Source organism: Ruegeria sp. CH5 (genome assembly GCF_056537025.1).
In genome coordinates this window covers 375,692-392,693 of sequence record NZ_JBQFQT010000003.1, presented here as the reverse complement: position 1 = coordinate 392,693, position 17,002 = coordinate 375,692, and the positions used below count along the sequence as shown (strand labels likewise).

The 17,002-nt window shown below is 63.8% G+C and carries 19 protein-coding genes; 5 read left to right on the top strand and 14 right to left on the bottom strand.

What is annotated here, in order from left to right:
- Positions 1-3: 3 nt before the first annotated feature.
- A complete protein-coding gene (locus tag ACR0JC_RS12275; protein WP_093964407.1) occupies positions 4-387 on the bottom strand; it encodes a hypothetical protein in 384 nt (127 codons plus the stop codon).
- Between the two features lie 179 nt (positions 388-566).
- Here ACR0JC_RS12275 and ACR0JC_RS12270 point away from each other — a divergent pair, with 179 nt between their 5' ends.
- The 3 genes from ACR0JC_RS12270 to ACR0JC_RS12260 all read left to right on the top strand — a co-directional run bounded on the left by ACR0JC_RS12270 (position 567) and on the right by ACR0JC_RS12260 (position 3,601).
- Positions 567-1,496, top strand: coding sequence for a DnaJ C-terminal domain-containing protein (locus tag ACR0JC_RS12270; RefSeq protein ID WP_170342147.1), 930 nt, complete (start codon positions 567-569; stop codon positions 1,494-1,496).
- Positions 1,493-1,837, top strand: a complete 345-nt coding sequence (locus tag ACR0JC_RS12265) for a hypothetical protein (protein WP_093964205.1) — start codon at positions 1,493-1,495, stop codon at positions 1,835-1,837. The genes ACR0JC_RS12270 and ACR0JC_RS12265 overlap by 4 nt, the downstream gene beginning before the upstream one ends.
- 84 nt (positions 1,838-1,921) lie before the next feature.
- On the top strand, positions 1,922-3,601 hold the full coding sequence (locus ACR0JC_RS12260) for a U32 family peptidase (protein WP_170342145.1): 1,680 nt from the start codon (positions 1,922-1,924) through the stop codon (positions 3,599-3,601).
- Here ACR0JC_RS12260 and ACR0JC_RS12255 read toward each other — a convergent pair.
- The 5 genes from ACR0JC_RS12255 to ACR0JC_RS12235 all read right to left on the bottom strand — a co-directional run bounded on the left by ACR0JC_RS12255 (position 3,583) and on the right by ACR0JC_RS12235 (position 7,020).
- Positions 3,583-4,203: a cytochrome P460 family protein gene (locus tag ACR0JC_RS12255; protein WP_170342143.1), complete on the bottom strand. Its 621-nt coding sequence runs from the start codon at positions 4,201-4,203 to the stop codon at positions 3,583-3,585. The genes ACR0JC_RS12260 and ACR0JC_RS12255 overlap by 19 nt on opposite strands.
- Before the next feature lie 216 nt (positions 4,204-4,419).
- A complete protein-coding gene (gene rlmN / locus ACR0JC_RS12250; protein WP_170342141.1) occupies positions 4,420-5,607 on the bottom strand; it encodes a dual-specificity RNA methyltransferase RlmN in 1,188 nt (395 codons plus the stop codon).
- Positions 5,608-5,691: 84 nt separating this feature from the next.
- Positions 5,692-6,069, bottom strand: a complete 378-nt coding sequence (locus tag ACR0JC_RS12245; RefSeq protein ID WP_170342139.1) for a lysozyme inhibitor LprI family protein — start codon at positions 6,067-6,069, stop codon at positions 5,692-5,694.
- Positions 6,070-6,156: 87 nt separating this feature from the next.
- On the bottom strand, positions 6,157-6,324 hold the full coding sequence (locus ACR0JC_RS12240) for a hypothetical protein (protein WP_170342136.1): 168 nt from the start codon (positions 6,322-6,324) through the stop codon (positions 6,157-6,159).
- A gap of 162 nt (positions 6,325-6,486) precedes the next feature.
- Positions 6,487-7,020: an invasion associated locus B family protein gene (locus ACR0JC_RS12235; RefSeq protein ID WP_170342134.1), complete on the bottom strand. Its 534-nt coding sequence runs from the start codon at positions 7,018-7,020 to the stop codon at positions 6,487-6,489.
- A 179-nt stretch (positions 7,021-7,199) separates the two neighbouring features.
- Between ACR0JC_RS12235 and ACR0JC_RS12230 the strand changes: the two genes are divergently transcribed.
- Positions 7,200-8,198: an asparaginase gene (locus tag ACR0JC_RS12230; RefSeq protein ID WP_170342132.1), complete on the top strand. Its 999-nt coding sequence runs from the start codon at positions 7,200-7,202 to the stop codon at positions 8,196-8,198.
- A 3-nt stretch (positions 8,199-8,201) separates the two neighbouring features.
- Here ACR0JC_RS12230 and ACR0JC_RS12225 read toward each other — a convergent pair whose 3' ends face one another.
- The 8 genes from ACR0JC_RS12225 to hutI all read right to left on the bottom strand — a co-directional run bounded on the left by ACR0JC_RS12225 (position 8,202) and on the right by hutI (position 15,532).
- On the bottom strand, positions 8,202-8,522 hold the full coding sequence (locus ACR0JC_RS12225; protein ID WP_170342130.1) for a YciI family protein: 321 nt from the start codon (positions 8,520-8,522) through the stop codon (positions 8,202-8,204).
- 19 nt (positions 8,523-8,541) lie between these two features.
- Complete coding sequence (locus ACR0JC_RS12220) at positions 8,542-8,979, bottom strand: SRPBCC family protein (protein WP_170341210.1); 438 nt, start codon at positions 8,977-8,979, stop codon at positions 8,542-8,544.
- Positions 8,967-9,296: an ArsR/SmtB family transcription factor gene (locus ACR0JC_RS12215; protein ID WP_170342435.1), complete on the bottom strand. Its 330-nt coding sequence runs from the start codon at positions 9,294-9,296 to the stop codon at positions 8,967-8,969. The genes ACR0JC_RS12220 and ACR0JC_RS12215 overlap by 13 nt, the downstream gene beginning before the upstream one ends.
- A gap of 50 nt (positions 9,297-9,346) precedes the next feature.
- Complete coding sequence (gene serB / locus ACR0JC_RS12210; RefSeq protein ID WP_170342128.1) at positions 9,347-10,225, bottom strand: phosphoserine phosphatase SerB; 879 nt, start codon at positions 10,223-10,225, stop codon at positions 9,347-9,349.
- Between the two features lie 72 nt (positions 10,226-10,297).
- Entirely contained in the window at positions 10,298-11,980 is a 1,683-nt protein-coding gene (gene hutU, locus ACR0JC_RS12205; protein WP_170342126.1) for a urocanate hydratase, read from the bottom strand.
- Entirely contained in the window at positions 11,977-12,792 is an 816-nt protein-coding gene (hutG, locus tag ACR0JC_RS12200; protein WP_170342124.1) for an N-formylglutamate deformylase, read from the bottom strand. The genes hutU and hutG overlap by 4 nt, the downstream gene beginning before the upstream one ends.
- Positions 12,789-14,327 carry a histidine ammonia-lyase gene (hutH, locus tag ACR0JC_RS12195; RefSeq protein WP_170342122.1) on the bottom strand — a complete coding sequence of 513 codons (1,539 nt, stop codon included), beginning with the start codon at positions 14,325-14,327 and terminating at the stop codon, positions 12,789-12,791. Before hutH ends, hutG begins: the two co-directional genes overlap by 4 nt.
- The gene (hutI, locus tag ACR0JC_RS12190) at positions 14,324-15,532 is read right to left on the bottom strand and encodes an imidazolonepropionase (protein ID WP_170342119.1); all 1,209 of its coding nucleotides are present in this window, start codon (positions 15,530-15,532) and stop codon (positions 14,324-14,326) included. Before hutI ends, hutH begins: the two co-directional genes overlap by 4 nt.
- Before the next feature lie 81 nt (positions 15,533-15,613).
- On the opposite strand from hutI, the gene ACR0JC_RS12185 reads away from it, so the two are divergent.
- Complete coding sequence (locus ACR0JC_RS12185) at positions 15,614-16,975, top strand: formimidoylglutamate deiminase (protein WP_170342116.1); 1,362 nt, start codon at positions 15,614-15,616, stop codon at positions 16,973-16,975.
- Positions 16,976-17,002 lie beyond the last annotated feature (27 nt).

Here is a 17,002-nt window from a genome sequence, read left to right as displayed (position 1 = left end):
GCCTTATTTCTTGGGCTCGCGCAGTTCAGTGAACACATAGATCGGCAGCAGAACCCCGGCGATCAGGGCGCCCAGCCAAACCAGCAGCGTCGCCGCAAGCAGGTTCGAGATGCCCCCCACGGTCAGCCCCGCGGCGACCAGATCGGTGATCAGCAGGCCCACGAAGGTGACCACCAGCGCGATGCCGCCCTTCAGCGCCGGCACGTTCTTTTCCCCGATCTTCAGGATCAATGGCTCGGCCACGACCTGAACCAGGGTGAACACGATCACCACCACGATGAAGGACACCGGCTTGATCGAAAAGCCGGTCAGCAACAGGCTGGCCAGCAACAGACCGATGGCATTGCCCGCCAACAGGGCCAGGGCCGACTTGATTCTGCGTGACATGCGTTTGACTCCATCCGCAACAGTTCGAAACATGCGGATACTATCAGGATGCCGGAATTTTTCGAGAAAATTCAATCTCCTCGGTATTCGGTCCTGTTGAAATTCCATGACACGGCACAATCTGAAAGGTTAACTGCCAACAACATCCACTGGCGAAACCCATCAGAAACGAGAGATATATGAGCGACAATCCATATTCGGTGTTGGGCGTCTCGAAAGACGCCAGTGCCGCCGAAATCAAGAAAGCCTACCGGAGCATCGCCAAGGACTGCCACCCGGACCTCAAGCCCGGGGACGCCAAGGCCGAAGCCAAGTTCAAGGCCGCCGCCGCAGCCTATGACCTTTTGAAAGACCCCGAAACCCGGGCAAAATTCGACCGGGGCGAGATCGACGCCTCGGGTCAGGAACGCCCGCAGCAGCAATACTACCGCGAATATGCGGAAACCGCGGGCAACCCCTATCGCGCGGGCGGCGGGGTCGAGGACGACGACATGTCGGACATCTTCGCCCAGTTCTTCGGGAACCGTGGCAACGGTGGCTTCAGCGGGGGGAGTGCGCGCGAGTTTCATGCGCCCGGTCACAACGTGAACTACAGCCTGCAGATCAGTTTCCTGGATGCCGTCTTTGGCGCCACGCAAAAGCTGACCCTGCCCAGTGGTGACCGGATCGAGGTGAAGATCCCCGCCGGCATCACCGACGGCCAGACCATCCGCCTGCGAGGCAAGGGTGCCCCGGGCTATGGTGAAGGGCCACCGGGCGACGCGCTGGTCACGATCCGCGTGGCCGAACACCCGGTGTTCAAGCGCGAGGGCGACGACATCCGCATCACCCTGCCGATCACCATCGACGAGGCCGTTCTGGGCGGCAAGGTCCCCGCGCCCACGATCGACGGCCGCGTGAACGTGACCGTGCCCGAGGGCACCAGCAGCGGCAAGACCCTGCGCCTGCGCGGCAAGGGCGTCAGGAAACGCGGCTCGGACAAACGCGGCGACCAGCTGATCGAGCTGAGCGTGGTGATGCCCGACAAGATCGACGACGAACTGAAGCAGTTCATGCAGAACTGGCGCAAGTCACACAGCTATGACCCGCGGAAAGGAATGCCGGCATGACCCGTTCTCTGACCGAAGCCGAACTGATCGAAGCCGTCCAGAACCTGACGTCCGAGCGGTTGTCCCGATTCCTGTCCGCCCGGATCGTGATCCCGCGCCAGTCCGACCAGGGGCTGGTCTACGAGCGGCTGGACATGGCGCGCCTGCAACTGGCCTGCGAGCTGGACGACCAGTACGAGATGGAGCCCGACGCCCTGTCGATGGTGCTGTCGCTGATCGACCAGATGCACGGCCTGCGAGCCGAACTGCGCGAGGTGCTGCGCGCCATCGACGCCCAACCCGACCCGGTGCGCAGCCAACTGGTCGAACGGATCGGAACAGCGCGGTTCCGCCGCAGCTAGGGCCTGCGTGCAAGGCGGGTTTGCCCTTCTGGACTCGGTGGTTTTGCCTTAGAAGACGCCATCGAGTCGGAACCGGGTGATGCGATGACACGGACCAAGTCGGAGCTGCTGATGCCTGCGGGCAATCTGCGCAAGCTGAAACTGGCCATCCTGTACGGCGCGGATGCGGTGTATCTGGGCACGCCCGACATGTCTCTGCGCACCAAGTCCGAGTTTTCGCTGGACGAGGTGATTGAAGGGGTCGAGTTCTGCCACGCGCATGGCCGCCGCGCCTATCTGACGCTGAACCTGTTTTCGCACAACAAGGACATCCCCAAGCTGGACGAATACATCGACACCGTGCGTAAGGTACGGCCGGACGGGTTGATCATCGCCGACCCCGGCGTATTCCAGTATGTGCGCGACCGCGCGCCCGAACTGCCGCTGCATATCTCGACCCAGGCCAATATCTGTTCGTGGCTGTCGGTGAAGTTCTGGCAGGATCAGGGGGCCGAACTGGTGGTGCTGGCGCGCGAGGTCTCGTACCCCGAACTGGTCGAGATCCGCGAGAAATGCCCCGACATCCGGCTCGAGGCTTTCGTGCACGGCGCCATGTGCATGACCTATTCGGGCCGCTGCCTGCTGTCGAATTTCATGGCGGAACGCGGCGCCAACCAGGGCAACTGCGCCAATTCCTGCCGCTGGAACTATGCGCTGAAGCTGCGCCTGAAGGACGGCACCCATCAAGACCTGCGGATCACCGAGGAAAACGCCAACCTGTTCGAATTCCTGCTGGAAGAAGGCTGCCGCCCGGGTGAATTGATGCCGATCGAAGAGGATGATCGCGGCTCGTACATCCTCAATTCGCGCGATCTGTGCATCATGCCCAAGCTGGACGAATACCTGAAGATCGGCGTCGACAGCCTCAAGGTCGAGGGGCGCGGCAAGTCGGAATATTATGCCGCCATCGTCGCGCGCGCCTATCGCATGGCCATCGACGATTATTATGCCGACCCCGAGAACTGGGACCCGAAGCCTTACATGCGCGAGTTGGAGACCGTGGGAAACCGCGGCTACACGCTGGCCTTTCACGAAGGGCGGCTGACCAATTACGCCCATGATTACGAACACACCGCGACCATCGCCCAATGGGAATATGCCGGGCTGGTGACCGACGTGACCGAGGATGCCTTCCTGGTCGAAGTGAAGAACAAGCTTGAACCCGGCGACGTGCTGGATTTCGTCTCGCCCATCTCGCGCGAGACGGTCCTGCTGCGCGTCTACGAATTCGAGCGCGCCAGTGACGGCGCCAGGCTGGACGTGGTGCATGGCAGCACGAAAACCGTGATCCGCCTGCCGTTTTCCCTGTTCGATCACGAAGACCGCGACGACCTGCGCGCCCGTTTCCCGGTATATTCGGTCCTGCGCAAGGAACGCGCCTTGACCGACGAACATTGGAGCCGCATCCGCTTTGACAAGCTGGTGCAGGGCTTGGAAACCTCGGGGCGCGACAATCCCGCCGCCTATGCGCGCCGCCGGGACGAGCTGGTGGAGAAGATCGGTCAGCACGGCACCGAGCGCCGGTTCAAGACCAACCGCGTGGGGACCGAGGGCTGCTGTGGCAAGGGGTGCAACGGCTGCCTGATCTTCTGGCAGGATGACAAATACGCCCTGGCGCGCGAGGTTCTGTCAAAACGCAAGCAGGGAGAGCAGCTCAGCCGGCGCGAGGCCGCCGCCCTGAAACTGCCCGGCGACGCGGCCCGCGATCAGTTGCCGACGCGGTAATCCTCGGGCACGAAGAACGTATAGTCGCGGTCAGCCACCGCTTCGTGGCAGTCATGGCAATAGGCAACCGCCCCCGCGCGATCCCCCATCGTGTCACCGAACAGAGACCCGTCGGGCATCACCATGACATAGCGCCAGTCGGCGGTGTCGGGGCTGGTGCCTTCGGGCAGTTTCTCCATCACGAACAGGGCGCCGGGATGCACCCGGCCCTCATCCGTGACGGTCATGCTGTCCTTGGCCAGAACCGAGCCCACGGGCAGCTTTTCCCCCGGTTGCAAGGTGCCGTAATTGTGGGCCATCCGGTTGGCATAGCTGTTGACGTAGCGCTGCCCATGCGTGGCCGACAGGTACGGCGCGTCGTTGAACAACGGCCAGTTCTGATAGTTCATCAGTTGATCCAGATGCGCGGTGGCATAGCCGCGATCCATCTGTTTCCTGAGGGCGCGATAGTGCTGCCGCGCGTCCTCTTTGCTCAGGTCCGCCGGATTCTCGATCGCCAGATGCGCCTCAGTCTCGTTGGATTGCGCCCATGCAATGGCGGCGCCCGATGCCACCAATACGGCGGTCATGCAGATCGTGGACAGGTTCGTCAGTGCGTTCATGTATTGGCCCACCCTGTTCCAGGCTTGCCTGAATTCCGCAGATTTCCCCGACAAATTTGAGCGGACTGGACGAAACGCACCAGAACCGGACTGTCCAACTCACCGTCTTGTGCGCAGATTTTACGTGCGCGCAACCGCGCACCTCTCATGCCTCAAGACTACCAAATTCAGCCGTAGAATTACAGACCATTTGCCCGCGAACCCGCGGGCATCGGATCAACCTTTCAGCCCGGCCTCGGCCTCGATCTGGCGGCGCGACTTGCGGGCGCGCTCGGTGGCCGATTTCAACTGACCGCAGGCGGCCATGATGTCCTCGCCCCGCGTCTTGCGGATGGGCGAGGCGTACCCGGCCTGATAGATGATGTTGGCAAAGGCCCGGATCCGGTTGTTCGAGCTGCGCTTGTAGGGCGCGCCGGGCCACTCGTTGAACGGGATCAGGTTGATCTTGGCCGGAATGTCGTGGCGCTTGATGTGGTCGATCAGGCGATGCGCGTCCTCGTCGCTGTCGTTCACGCCGTCCAGCATCACGTATTCAAAGGTGATCCGCTCGGAATTCGACGCGTTGGGATAGCTGGCCAGCGCCTGCAGCAGTTCCTCGATGTTCCAACGCTTGTTGATCGGCACCAGAACGTCGCGCACCTCGTCGGTGGTGGCGTGGAACGAGATCGCCAGCAGGCAGCCGATCTCTTCCGCCGTGCGGGCGATCTCGGGCACCACACCCGAGGTCGACAAGGTGATCCGCCGGCGCGACAGGGAAATGCCCTCGGGGTCCATTGCGATCTTCATCGCGTCGCGGACGTTTTCGAAATTATAGAGCGGCTCGCCCATGCCCATCAGCACGATGTTGGACAGCAGGCGCGTCTCGTTCTTGGGCGCGCCTGGGGTGGGCCATTCGTCCAGATCGTCACGTGCCATCATCACCTGACCGATGATCTCGGCCGCAGTCAGGTTGCGCACCAGCTTCTGCGTTCCGGTGTGGCAGAACGAACAGGTCAACGTGCAGCCCACCTGCGACGAGATGCACAGCGTGCCGCGATCCTCTTCGGGGATGTAGACGACCTCGACCTCGTGCCCACCGGCGATGCGCACCAGGTACTTGCGGGTACCATCCTCCGACACCTGGCGGGTAACCACCTCGGGGATTTCGATCACGAAATTCTCGGCCAGTTGCGCGCGATAGGCCTTGGCCAGATTGGTCATCTGGTCAAAATCGCGCACGCCCCATTGATAGATCCACTGCCAGATCTGGTTCACCCGCATCTTGGCCTGCTTTTCCGGGGTGCCGTGTTCGATCAGAACCTCGCGCAGCCGGTCGCGGGTGAGGCCCACAAGGTTGATCTTTCCCTCGGGCAGTTTGCGGGGAATGGTCACGACATCCTGGGTGATCGGCGCTTTGGCGGTCATGGTGGTACTCGAGCGTTCTGGCTTGGGATGCGCCTCTATATAGGAACGCCGCCAAAGATCAAAAGGATTCGTGCAGCCCAGGCGTCAGTTGACGAACCGCAGCAACTCGGTCACCCTCGCCCGCCCCAACTCGACCCGGCACGAGGTGATCGCAATGCCCGTTCCGGATCCACCACCAAAAGACGCGCCAACTGCTTCGCACTGCGCATCGCGGTAGGTCTTCCAGGCCTCTTGAGAAGTTTCAAGCGCCGGCAAAGCAACAGCCCGACCCGTCACTTCGTCCAGTTCCTTCGCCGCATCGACTGCGAACCCAAACGCCGCGACCAAAGCGGCCTCGACATTGGTCTCGGCCCGACCGACGCATGTCCCGATCTCGACCTGAGATCCGGCATCGGTACATTCCAGCGCCGGGTCTGCAAATGCCGATACCGGAAGAAGAATTGCTGCCCAAACCCAACGCATGTCCGTCTCCTCGCCTGTCTACCCATGGTTTCAGACAGAGCTTAGCACAGTGGTCAGGCTTGGGCACGTTTTAGGTGCAGCGGGCGATCACACCCCGGCTGGCGGGATGTAGCAGTCCTCGGCATCCAGTGTCTTGACCGGATCATTCGGGCCGCATTGCTCGCCCGTGACCGGATAGGTTTCGGTGGATTTCTCGCACGCGCTCAGAGTTGCCGCTGCAACAATCAGAACCGCAATAAGGGGTTTGGTCGACATGTCTGGACTCCTTCTTTGTTGTCTGAACCGATTGGTTCAGAAATCGAATCCGTCAGCCTTGATGCGGATCAAGTTTTGGTGCCGACGTTGCGTAATCGGATGGCACAAAAACGCAAAACCCCGCCATTTTGGCGGGGCTTGAGATCTGGACGGGTTGGGCAGTTACTTGGTGCAGCGCTTCTCGGCGTCTTCGATGGCTGCGGTAAAGCCCAGCAACGAGAACGTGTCCTTGGTCTGGGTGCCGCGTTCGGACCGCGCGGTCAACACGGCCTCGGTCCCGCGCTTCATCGCCGTGACGATCTTGGCATCATCCGCGGCGCTGGCGGGCCACGCCCACTCGCCCTCGGTGAACAGTTCAAACTCGGACCCGTCGATTTCCAGATTCACCGTGGACCCGGGGGCGAATGGGTAGCCTCCGGTGAATGTCACCTGACCTTTGACCTCGGCGTTGGGGCGATAAAACACGAACAGCAAAATGTCGCTGCGACGCACCGATACCACACGGCCACCGCGGGTATTCACGGTCTCCTTGGGGGCGGATACGCTCCAGCACTCGGTCGGATCGTCTTCGACGAACACGCTCCAATCAGTCTGGGCGGACACACGGTTCGTACTGGTCGCCTGCTGGGCGATCGCTGTCGTGGCCATCCCTGCCACACAAAGGCCCGCGCATACGCGGGCGAGCATTGTTTTCATTCGTTCAGCCTCCTGGCTCGACCCACACCTCAACTTCATCCCGGAAGGCCGCGAACCCTGACGGTCCGTCTGTTGCAGTTGCGCATCCGGATGATTGCCGACATACACACACTAACGCAGGTTTCGCCACAGGCGAAAGGGCGATTGGCAGAATTTTGCGCACATTCCGGAGGGACGACATGACGCAGCCAGTACCGATGACCGAACTGTGGCGCGGACCGCTGTTGGAGAGCCTTCATCTGGGCCATGCGGTGATCTGCGACGACAGCGGTCAGATCGTGCGCAGCTGGGGCGATCCGAACGCGGTGATCTATCCGCGGTCGTCGGCCAAGATGATCCAGGCGCTGCCGCTGATCACTTCGGGCGCGGCGGCCAAATACGGACTTGGCTCCGAGCATCTGGCGCTGGCCTGCGCCTCGCACAACGGCGCGGCGATCCATACCGAGCGCGTGACCGCCTGGCTGGATCATCTGGGCCTGTCCGAGCCCGATCTGCGCTGCGGCCCGCAGGAGCCGGCCGACATGGCCGCGCGCGACGGCCTGATCCTGGCCGATGACACGCCCTGCCAGATCCACAATAACTGCTCGGGCAAGCATTGCGGGTTCCTGACCCTGGCCCAGCACATGGGCGCAGGCCCGGAATATATCGAGATCGACCATCCCGTGCAGCAGGCCTGCCTGTCGGCCTTCGAAGAGACCACGGGCGAGGACAGCCCGTGCTATGGTATCGACGGCTGCTCGGCGCCCAATTTCGCCACTTCGCTGGTGGGGTTGGCGCGGTCGATGGCGTGGTTTGCCTCGGCCGGCGACCGGTCGGACCGGGCCAGCGACGCGGCCCTGCAATTGACCCGGGCGATGGTCGCCCACCCCGAGCTGGTGGCCGGCGAAACCCGCGCCTGCACCGAACTGATGCGGGCGATGAACGGCCGTGCCGCGATCAAGACCGGGGCCGAGGCCGTGTTCGTTGCGATCATCCCGGAAAAGAAGATGGGTGTGGCGCTGAAGATCACCGATGGCACCACCCGCGCCAGCGAGTGTGCCATCGCCGCCATTCTCGTCAGCCTCGGCGTGCTCGAGGCCGATCACCCGGCCACGCGCAAATTCATGAACGCCACGCAATACAGCCGCCGTGGGCTGGAATGCGGCGTGATCCGCCCCGCGCCGGATTTCCCCGGCTGAGGGTCACATCTCGATCTCGTGGATCTCGGCCACCTCGACCGAGCCCGAGCCGTTGACGACCATGGGGCAGCCCTTGGCCATCTCGGTGGCGGCTTCGATGCTGTCGGCCTTGACCACGGTAAAGCCCGAGGCCGGGTTCGGCCCGCCATTGCCGGCCACGCCATCGGCGCTGACGGTATGGGACTGGCCCACCGGGTTGCCGGGGATTTCCAGCGCCGGCCCCATGTTCTGGAACCACGCGCCCCAGGCGGCCATGGTGGCTTCGATCTCGGCCGGGTCGGTCGGCGTGGTGCCGCCGTGATAGACAAACAAGTACTGAGGCATTTTCTGGTCTCCCTTTTGGTCAGACGGGGTTGGCAAGCCGGGCTTCCAGCTTGCGCAGCGACGAAGTCCAGCCGCTTTCATGATTGGCCGAGACGTCGTCATCGCCCAGATCGCGGTGATCCAGGATCAGGCGCGCTCCGGTGTCGGTCGGCTCGACCGCCAGCTTCACATGGCTCTCGGCGCCGCGCTGGTCCTGGTCGTCATGCCAGCCCCAGGTGAACCCGACCGAGTTCGGTGGGTCCACATGGGTCACATGCCCGGACACCTTGAAACGCTGCCCCTCGCGATTGACCATGACCGAATACCACGGACCTAGGCGCGAGAAATCCAGATCGTGCTCCGGCACCTCGACCCCTTCGGGCCCCCACCACTGCAACAATCTGGTTCCGTCGCTGATCCAGGCGAACAGGGTTTCGGCGCTGACCGGAAAGTCACGCACCAGCTTCAGGTCGGCCATGAGGAGTCCTCCTGCAGAATGTCGCCCAGGCGGTTCAGGCTGGCCTCCCAGAACTGGCGTTTCGAGATGGTCCATTCGGCAATCGCCCGCAGCCCCTCGGGGCGGATCGAATAGATGCGCTGGGTGCCGTTCACGCGCTGGTTCACCAGCCCGGCCTGCCGCAGCACCTTCAGGTGCCGGGAAATGGCCGCGCCGGACATGCCCTTGCCCTGGGCTAGGTCTCCGGCAGGCAGTTCGCCGTGATCCATCAGTTGTTCAACGATCGTGAATCGGGTCGGGTCGGACAGGGCCGAAAAGGCTTCGAGCAGCGTGTTCATAACCATTGATTAACATGAATGTTAAACAATGGAAACCCGAAACCTTCGAATCAGCCCTGCGCAAAATCCGATCGGGCATATCCCTGCAGGTACAGCAGCGCGGTCAGGTCGCCATGGTTGACGCGAACATCGCATTGCGCGGCGACCGAGGGTTTGGCGTGCAGGGCCACGCCCGTCCCGGCACGCTCCAACATGCCCAGATCATTCGCCCCGTCGCCCACGGCGATCACTTCGGCCTCGGAAATACCCAGCCGGGCCGAGATCTGTTCCAGGGCCTCAACCTTGGCCTGACGGCCCAGGATCGGGCGCTGCACGTCACCGGTCAGTTTGCCGTCGGCCGCCAGCAGCGTGTTGGCGCGGTTCTCGTTAAAGCCCAGCAGCTCGGCCACGCGGGCCGTGAACGCGGTGAACCCGCCCGAGACCAGCGCGGCATAGCCACCATTGGCCCGCATCGTCGCAACCAGTTCGCGGCCGCCCGGCATCAGGGTGATCCGCTGGTTCAGCACCCGGTCGATCACCGACACGTCCAGCCCCTTCAGAAGGCCCACCCGCTCGGTCAGCGCGCCTTCGAAATCCAGTTCGCCATTCATGGCGCGGGCGGTGATGTCCTTGACCCGCTCGCCCACCCCGGCCTCGTCCGCCAGTTCGTCGATGCATTCCTGCTGGATCATCGTGCTGTCCATGTCGGCCAGCAGCATCTTCTTGCGGCGGCCCTTGGCGGGCTGCACCACCAGATCGACGCCCAGTTTCTGCAGTTCGGCCCAGTCATCCCAGCGGTTGGCCGGAACCGCCGCCAGGGCAAATTCGGCCGCCTCGTCGGGGCTCAGCCACTGTATGTCGCCCCCGCCCCAGGCATTGCGCAACGCGTCGATCAGCGCCCCGTCCAGCGAAGGCGTCTTGGGGTTGGTCAACAGGGTGGCAACGTACATCTTGATCCTCCGGCAGCCTGCCCTGCGCATATCGCAGGCGCAGCATTTCCGCCAGAGGCCAATTCCGCGCCGCTACCCCAGAATGCCCGGCAGGCACAGGCCGTGTTCGCGGGCGCAGTCCTTTGCGATGTCATACCCCGCATCCGCATGGCGCCACACGCCCGAGGCCGGGTCGTTCCACAACACCCGCTCCAGCCGCCGCGCGGCGTCCTCGGTGCCGTCAGCGCAGATCACCACGCCCGCGTGCTGGCTGAAGCCCATGCCGACTCCGCCGCCGTGATGCAGCGACACCCAGGTCGCGCCACTGGCGGTGTTGATCAGCGCGTTCAGCAGCGGCCAGTCCGACACGGCGTCGGACCCGTCCAGCATCGCCTCGGTCTCGCGGTTGGGGCTGGCGACCGAACCGCTGTCCAGATGATCCCGTCCGATGACGACCGGTGCGCTCAGTTCTCCGTTCGCGACCATCTCGTTGAAGGCCAGCCCGGCGCGGTGCCGGTCGCCCAGCCCGATCCAGCAGATCCGCGCGGGCAGACCCTGAAACGCGATCCGGTCACGGGCCATGTCCAGCCAGCGGTGCAGATGCTCGTTCTCGGGGAACAGCTCCTTCATCTTGGCATCGGTCTTGTAGATATCTTCGGGGTCGCCCGACAGCGCGCACCAGCGGAACGGGCCGATGCCACGGCAGAACAGCGGGCGGATATAGGCCGGGACGAAGCCGGGAAAGGCAAAGGCGTTCTCAAGCCCCTCGTCCTGCGCGACCTGACGGATGTTGTTGCCATAGTCCAGCGTCGGCACGCCCGCGTTCCAGAAATCGACCATCGCCGCGACATGCTGCTTCATCGAGGCGCGCGCGGCCTTTTCCACCGCTTTAGGGTCTGTTTCCCGCTTTTCGCGCCACTGGGCGAGGGTCCAGCCCAGCGGCAGATACCCATTGATCGGGTCATGGGCGCTGGTCTGGTCCGTCACGATGTCGGGGCGCATCCCGCCGGCGGCCATGCGGCGGTAGATCTCGGGAAAGATCTCGGCCGCATTGCCCAGCAGACCCACGGACTTCGCCTCGCCCGCCTTGGTCCAGCGGTCGATCATGGCCAACGCCTCGTCCAGCGTTTCGGCCTTTTCATCCAGGTATTTGGTGCGCAGGCGAAAATCGATGCTGTCGGGGTTGCATTCCACCGCCAGACAGCAGGCCCCGGCGAAGACTGCCGCCAGAGGCTGTGCTCCGCCCATGCCGCCCAGCCCCCCGGTCAAGATCCATCGGCCGGTCAGGTCGCCGCCATAGTGTTGGCGCCCGGCCTCGGCGAAGGTTTCATAGGTGCCCTGAACGATGCCCTGCGTGCCGATATAGATCCACGACCCGGCCGTCATCTGGCCGTACATCATCAGGCCCTTCCGATCCAATTCGTTGAAATGGTCCCAGGTCGCCCAATGCGGCACGAGGTTGGAATTGGCGATCAGCACCCGCGGCGCGTCCTTGTGCGTGCGGATGATCGCCACCGGCTTGCCGGACTGCACGATCAGGGTCTCGTCGGCCTCGAGATCCTTCAAACTCGCAACAATAGTGTCGAAGTCTTTCCAGGTCCGCGCCGCACGGCCGATGCCGCCATAGACCACCAATTCGTGCGGGTTTTCGGCCACATCGGGGTGCAGGTTGTTCATCAGCATCCGCAACGGGGCCTCGGTCAGCCAGCTTTTGGCATTCAGGTCCGGCCCGGTCGGCGGAAAGACGTCACGGGTGTTCTTGCGCGGGTCACTCATTTCGGGGCTCCTTTTTCGGCCAGCGCGCCCGACAGGGCCAAAGCACGCAGGCGGTCAAGCATCTCTTGCAGGTGCGGGCGCAGGCGTTCGGCCCGGTCCGCGCGCCATGTCCAGGGCGGGGTCTCGTCCATGTAAGCGCGTTGGGCGATCTCCATCTGGATTGCATGTATGCCCTTGTCCGGGCGGCCATAGTGCCGGGTGGTCCAGCCGCCCTTGAACCGGCCGTTCTGCACTGCGGTACAGCCCGACGCCCGGGCCACGGCGTCCACCGCCTGCGCGACCTCGGGTGCGCAGGTGGTTCCGTCATTGGTGCCCGTGTTGAAGACCGGCAACTCTCCGTCGAACAGGAAGGGGATCCGCGACCGGATCGAGTGGCAGTCGAACAGGATCGCCACGCCATGCCTGGCCCGCACCCGCTCCAATTCTTCCTGCAACGCGGCGTGATAGGGGGCGTGGAACTTCTCGCGCCTCTCCTTGATTTCATCCTTCGACGGCTCCTGCCCTTCCAGCCATATGGGGTGCCCGTCGAAATCGGTCAGCGGCACCAGAGTCGTCGTGTTCTGTCCCGGATAGAGCGACTGACCTGCGGGGTCACGATTGGCGTCGATCACATAGCGGTGCACGCAGGACTGGACCACCGTCGCATCGCCAAAAAGCCCCTCATAGAGCCTGTTTATGTGCCAATCCGTGTCGGCCAACGCCCGGCCGATCTGGTTCAGGCGCGCATGGGTCTCCTCGGGCACGACGGTTCCCCCATGCGGTTGGCCCAGCACGATCGGGCCCTGCCCCCGCTGCACCTCGACCACGGTCATGCCGTCACCTCCGGCAGCGGTACGCCGAGCGCCCCCAGGATTGCGCCGCTGGCCACAAGATCCTTGGCCTGCTCCAAGTCGGGGGCCAGGTACCGGTCCTCCGCCAAAGGCGGGATATCGGCGCGCAGCCGCGCAATCACCCGCTGCAAGGGCGCGCTGGTGACCAGCGGTGCGCGAAACTCGACGCCCTGGGCGGCACAGAGCAGTTCGATCCCCAGAATGTGGTTCAGGTTTTCCACCATGCGCGTCAAACGCCGCGCCCCGTGGGCGGCCATCGAGACGTGATCTTCCTGGTTGGCCGAGGTGGGCGTGCTGTCGGTGACGCACGGATTGGCCAGATGCTTGTTCTCGCTCATCAGCGCGGCGGTCGTGACCTCGGCGATCATGAATCCGGAATTCAAGCCCGGATCGGGGGTCAGGAATGGCGGCAGATCGAAGCTGAGCGTCGGATCCACCATCAGTGCGATCCGGCGTTGCGCGATGGCGCCGATCTCGGACAGGGCCAGCGCGATCATGTCGGCGGCAAATCCCACCGGTTCAGCGTGAAAATTGCCGCCCGAGACGATCATGTCGGGATCGGACAGCACCAGCGGGTTGTCAGTGGCCGCGTTGGCCTCAGTCTGCAAAGTCGCGGCAGCCTGCCGGATCACGTCCATCGCTGCACCGGTGACCTGCGGCTGGCAGCGGATGCAATACGGGTCCTGCACGCGGCTGTCGCCCTCGCGATGGCTTTCGCGGATTTCCGACCCCTGCAGCACGGCGCGCATGGCGCTGGCGGCCTCGATCTGGCCGCGATGACCGCGCAGGGCATGGATCTCGGGCTGCAGCGGCGCGGTGGAGCCCATGATGGCATCGGTCGATACGGCCGAAACGACCAGCGCGTTCTGCGCCGCGCGCCAGCCTTCGAACAGGCCCGCCAAGGCGTAGGCCGTCGAAAACTGGGTGCCGTTGATGAAGGCCAGCCCCTCTTTCGGCCCCAGTTGAACAGGCTCTAACCCGGGCTTTTTTAAGGCCTCGGCGCCCGGCATGACCGTACCGTCCAACTCGGCTTTGCCTTCGCCGATGACCACCGCCGTCATGTGGGCCAGCGGCGCCAGATCGCCCGAGGCCCCGACCGAGCCCTGCGCCGGGATCACCGGGGTCACGCCACGGGCGAGCATCTGCTGCAGCAGGTCCACCAACGCCCATCGCACGCCCGATGCGCCGCGCCCGAAGGACAACAGCTTGAGCGCCATCATCAGGCGCGCCAGCCGCCGCGGGACCGCCGGACCGACCCCGCAGCAATGGCTGAGGATCAGGTTGCGCTGCAGCGCCGAGGTGTCCTTGGCCGCGATCTTGAGGCTGGCCAGCTTGCCGAAACCGGTATTCACGCCATAGACGGGCTGGTCACCGGCGGCGGCCTCGGCGATGCGGGCGGCGGCGGCCTCAACAGCCGGGCGACAGCAATGATCCAGAACCACCGGCGTTTCGTTCCAGTAGACATCCGCCAGTTGGGCCAGCGAGACCTGCCCCGGAACCAAGGTCAGAGCGCTCATGCCTCCCCTCCGAAAATGCGTGCGTGCAGCGGGTTGAACCCGATCCGATAGGCCAGCTCGGCCGGGTGAGAGACGTCCCACACGGCCAGATCAGCCCGCTGCCCCGGCGCGATCGTGCCGGCATCGGTCAACCCAAGCGCGCGGGCGGCATTACGGGTGACCCCGGCCAGCGCCTCGGCCGGGGTCATGCCAAACAGGGTGCAGCCCATGTTCATCGTCAGCAGCAGCGATGTCAGCGGCGAGGACCCCGGGTTGCAATCGGTGGCCAGGGCCATCGGCACCCCGGCCTTGCGGAACAGATCGACCGGCGGGACCTGCGTTTCCCGCAGCGTGTAGAATGCGCCGGGCAGCAGAACCGCGGTCGTTCCAACCTCGGCCATGGCCGCCACGCCGGCGGCGTCCACATATTCGACATGATCGGCTGACAGGGCGCCGTAGGAGGCCGCCAGCCGGGCCCCTCCCAGGTTTGACAATTGCTCGGCATGCAGCTTGACCGGCAGCCCCAGTTCACGCGCGGCGTCGAACACCCGCGCGATCTGAGCCGTATCGAAGGCGATGCCCTCACAGAACCCGTCGACTGCGTCGACCAGCCCCTCGGCATGGGCCGCGCTCAGGGTTGGGATGCAGACCGTGTCGATATAGGCGTCCGCGCGCCCTGTAAATTCGGGCGGCACTGCATGAGCGCCCAGAAAGCTGGTCCGAACCCGCACCGGGCGCTGCTTTGCAATTTCCCGGGCCGCGCGCAACATGCGCAGCTCGGTGTCCTGATCCAGTCCGTAACCGGACTTGATTTCAATGCAGGTCACACCCTCGGCCAACAACGCATCTATGCGAGGCAGTGCCTCTTGGATCAGGTCCTGAATACTGGCGGCGCGTGTGGCGGTGACCGTCGACAGAATTCCCCCGCCGGCGCGCGCGATCTCCCCGTAGGTTGCCCCGTTCAACCGCATTTCGAACTCAACCGCCCGGTTGCCCCCGAAAATCGCATGCGTGTGCGGATCGATCAGGCCCGGAGTGATCAACCGATCTGCGAAATCGACGATCGGCCAGTCGGCGTGATCCGGCGGCAGATCTCGGTGCGGCCCGACCCATTGGATCCGGCCCGATGAAACAGCAATCGCTGCGTCTTCAACCAAGCCATAGGACGCAACCCCATCCGCCATGGTTGCGATCCGCCGACAACAAATCACCGAATTTCTGGTCATCGCGATTCTTTTGGACTCCCCTCGGGTTTCAATTTTTCGTATACGTGTAAAAAATTAAAGTCTACACAAAAAGAGACGCCGATGCAGATCCACGCCAAAACCGCCTTGTTAGGCTCTAACTGGGTTTCAGACCTGCGGGTCGAAACTGCGAATGGCGTCATCACGGGATTGGAGACCGGCGCGCGTCCGCAGTCGGCCGACACCTGCGTTGATGTCCTGCTGCCAGCCTTGTCGAACCTGCACAGCCACGCGTTTCAGCGCGCCATGGCCGGTATGACCGAGTTTCGCGCAGCCGGGCGGGAAAGCTTCTGGTCCTGGCGAAATCTGATGTACCGCTTTCTGGACAGGTTGACGCCCGAGCAGATGGAGGCCATCGCCGCGCTGGTGTTCCTTGAGATGCAGGAGGCCGGATATGCCGCAGTCGGGGAATTCCACTATGTGCATCACCAGCCCGGCGGCGCGCCCTACGACCAGCTTTCCGAGCTGAGCCAGCGTATCTTCGCAGCAGCTTTGCGTACGGGAATCGGTCTGACCCATTTGCCGGTTCTCTATTCCTACGGCGGCGTCCGCCAAGAGCCCCTTTTTGGCGGCCAGCTGCGGTTCGGCAATGACGTGGACCGGTTCACGGACCTGTATCACGAGTGCCGGTCGGCTGCCGCAGATCTTGCCGCGGACACGGTGGTCGGCATCGCGCCGCACTCGTTGCGCGCCACCTCACCCACGGACTTGGTCCTGCTGCTGGCGCAGGTTCCGGAGGGTCCGGTTCACATCCATATCGCCGAACAGGTGAAAGAGGTCGAGGACGTGCAATCCGCTTTGGGCCAACGCCCGGTCGCCTGGCTTCTGGACAATGCCCAGATCGACTCACGCTGGTGTCTGATCCATGCCACCCAGATGAACGACGCCGAAACACGCGCTCTGGCGCGTTCGGAGGCCGTGGCCGGCCTGTGTCCGATCACAGAAGCCAACCTGGGCGACGGGATCTTCAACGGAGTGCCCTACCTTGACGCTGGAGGACGGTTCGGTGTCGGATCAGACTCCAACGTGCGGATTTCTCTGCCAGAGGAGTTGCGCAGTCTGGAATATTCCCAGCGCCTTCGCGACCGATCCCGCGCGGTTCTGGCGGCAGCCAACGGTTCCGTGGGACATGCGTTGTACACCGGCGCGGCACAAGGCGGGGCGCAGGCTCTGGGCCGCAACGCCGGAGAGATCGCGGTCGGCAAACTGGCCGACCTGGTGGCAGTTGACCGGTCGCACCCGACGCTTTGCGCGCTGGCGGATCATCAACTTCTGGACGGCTTGTGCTTTGCCGCACCCGATGGTCTGGTAACGGATCTGTGGTCGGCGGGCCGTCATATGGTGCGGGATGGCAGGCATATTGTGCGCGAGACGATAATCAGAGACTACAAAGCCGCGATTGCAGACCTTTTGACCGACGTCTGACCCGACAAAGAACTGAGTTGAGATCAA